The sequence below is a fragment of the Arthrobacter sp. CG_A4 genome (assembly GCF_035985125.1).
GTDB lineage: Bacteria > Actinomycetota > Actinomycetes > Actinomycetales > Micrococcaceae > Arthrobacter.
The window spans coordinates 1-2,455 of the sequence record NZ_JAXCID010000093.1 but is presented as its reverse complement, the minus strand read 5'-3'; the positions used below and the strand labels follow the sequence as shown (position 1 = coordinate 2,455).

Here is a 2,455-nt window from a genome sequence, read left to right as displayed (position 1 = left end):
GCCGCCGACGACACTAAATCAAGACCCCGCGGCAAAAAACCCTTCTCGTCACGCCCAAAGACGCCCACACCGCCAAACACTGCGACGCATAACACTACAGCTACGACGGGACCGGAAACCTCACCGCCGACCCGAACGGAACCTACGCCTACAACGGCGCCGAACAAATGACCTTCGTCACCAAAGCCGGCACCACCTACAACTACACCTACGCCGGCTCCTCCCAGACCGAGGTGCTCTCACAGACCACCCCGAACGGGACCTACAAAATCACCTACGGCCGCACCGACGCACTCGGCCAGCCCGTCATCGAGCAGTACAAAAAAGACAACCTGACCGCCTACGTCGAACACGACCCGGTCACCGGCGAAGCCCTGATGCTGCGCACCAGTTCCGGGATGCAGTCCCTCTACGTCTACGACGGCACCGGCAACCCCGCGGCGCTGATCACCAGCACCCCGACCATCGCGTTCGCCTACGACTACGACCCCTACGGCGTCCCGACCCTCACCGCCGACTCCGGCGGCCTCGGCACCTCCCAGAACCCCTACACCTTCAAAGCCGGCATCCAGGACCGCACCACCGGATGGATCAAATACGGCCAACGCTGGTACAACCCCACCCTGGGACGCTGGACCCAACAAGACACCCTCGACACACCCCTGAACCCCGCCAACGCCAACCGCTACGCCTTCGCCGCCAACGACCCCATCAACAACTCCGACCCGCTAGGCCTAGATGCTGGAGGATGCTTTCTCGGCTGGCTGGGACTGACGGCGGGCGTAGTTGGTATCATCGGTGCAGCCGCTACGATTCCGGTAACAGGGCCTGTCGGGTTCTGGTCCGTGTGGGGCCTTGGTTCAGCGATTGTCGGCGCTTCAGCCGGTGGCGCAGGAATAATACATCAATGCTAGGGCTTAAGGACCCGAAATGAATCGGCTATACATCGTGTGCATGTCCCTGCTTGTCGTGGTTGGCGTGGCATTCACAGCCGCCGCGAACGACACCATCGGGCGCATAATCGGGGTGGTTATGGCCCTTGCCGGACTCAGCGGTGTCTTCGCTGCGATCATGTCACGCCGGAGAAGGAAATAGCTCCCCTGGAGGGTACTGTCTGGGGCCTAATCTCGTGCACGTGGCAGGGCTGAACATGAAACCTACCTTTGAATCGCGTGAAACAGTACGAAGCGAAATCCTGCCCAAGAACGCGATCGAAGATCTCATTCAGGGACTCAGGTCCGACGGTTACCAGCAACCAAAATACGTCGAAGACGTGAACCGGGCCAGGGTTTCCGGAGCTCTGCGACGGCACACCCTGGACCCAACCCAACAGGCGGGAGCTTGAGCGGACGGCCCTTCCCTGGCGGAAACCAGGGCGAGCCCCGCGAGCCTGCCCTCACCCCCGAACGTGAGTACGTAAGTCGCTCCGGCCCCCCGTTACCCCCGCCTGGGAGTCCGTACTTGAGTCGCGGCCCCGGGATCCGGGGACGCGGTGTTAAGGCGGAATGGCCGGCACCCCGTGGGTGCCGGCCATTCCTGTTTTCCCTCAGCAAAAGGAAACCTGATCAGCGCAGCGTCATTGCTGCACTGGAAGTGTTTAGTAGGCCTGGCTCTGGTTGTCCCAGATCAGGTCCGCGAGTGGTTTTGGTTCGCCCATCGTCAGGAGTGAGAGCTCGATGAAGTCCTCTGCGAAGCTCGCGCCCTCCGGGGCGCTGTCCTCTTCCGTGAGGATGAATCCGTGGCTCATGGTGCGGCGCCCGCCTGGTGGCCGTGTTTCCACTCTAGCCCGGCGGGTGTGTCGTTGGTTCGTGGAGGCTGCGCCCGCGCCCCACCTGAGTATTTCCTTCGGTCACAGTGCGGCCATGGATGCCTGCCCCGGCGGACATTGGCAGTTGTCATTCTTTCGGCGGTGCATCGGGAAGGAGTCATCCCCCTGATCCTCGCAACCGGCAGGTACAGCGGGCAATGTGGCTGCGCCGTTAGTGAGGGGTGCTCCCTATCGGCTACGCCGCCAACGACCCCATCAACAACAGTGATCCCACCGGCCGAAATCTATTCGGAACTGTGGTGGGGGCCATCGTGGGAGGAGCGATTTCCGCTGCAGGAATTAGAGCGGTATGCGCACTCACCGCTGTTGTCGGATGCCTAGTCGGAGCAGCCGCGTTTGGAGCACTGGGCGGAGCCATCCTCGGGGGTGCCAATGCTGCTTCTGAGGGAGCAACCAATGAAGAAGCCGGTCGCCAACCCGCCCTCGGAGCCGAAGGCGGCGCGATCTTCGGAGTGTTCGGAAAGCTATGATTTTGGGAGGAGAAAAGGCATTGACTCTATTTGGAGGGCATAGAACCTTGAGGATCGTTGTGATTGGAATCCTCGCGGTCATCATCTGGGGCCTCGTAGGGTTCCTGATAGGCGGATGGCCACAAGCGCTTCTTTTCGGTTTTGTCGGAGGCCCAAT

Annotated in this window: 2 protein-coding genes; one reads left to right on the top strand and one right to left on the bottom strand. The window is 61.5% G+C overall.

From position 1 onward, the window contains the following. The first annotated feature begins 167 nt into the window (after positions 1 to 167). Positions 168 to 914: an RHS repeat-associated core domain-containing protein gene (locus RCH07_RS19115; protein WP_326969073.1), complete on the top strand. Its 747-nt coding sequence runs from the start codon at positions 168 to 170 to the stop codon at positions 912 to 914. Between the two features lie 683 nt (positions 915 to 1,597). Here RCH07_RS19115 and RCH07_RS19110 read toward each other — a convergent pair. Further along, entirely contained in the window at positions 1,598 to 1,747 is a 150-nt protein-coding gene (locus tag RCH07_RS19110; protein ID WP_326969072.1) for a hypothetical protein, read from the bottom strand. Positions 1,748 to 2,455: the final 708 nt, after the last annotated feature.

Excerpts from the sequence above, each read along its gene's own strand:
- RCH07_RS19115 (WP_326969073.1), top strand. The coding sequence starts at position 168 with ATGACCTTCGTCACCAAAGCCGGCACCACCTACAACTACACCTACGCC.
- RCH07_RS19110 (WP_326969072.1), bottom strand. The coding sequence starts at position 1,747 with ATGAGCCACGGATTCATCCTCACGGAAGAGGACAGCGCCCCGGAGGGC.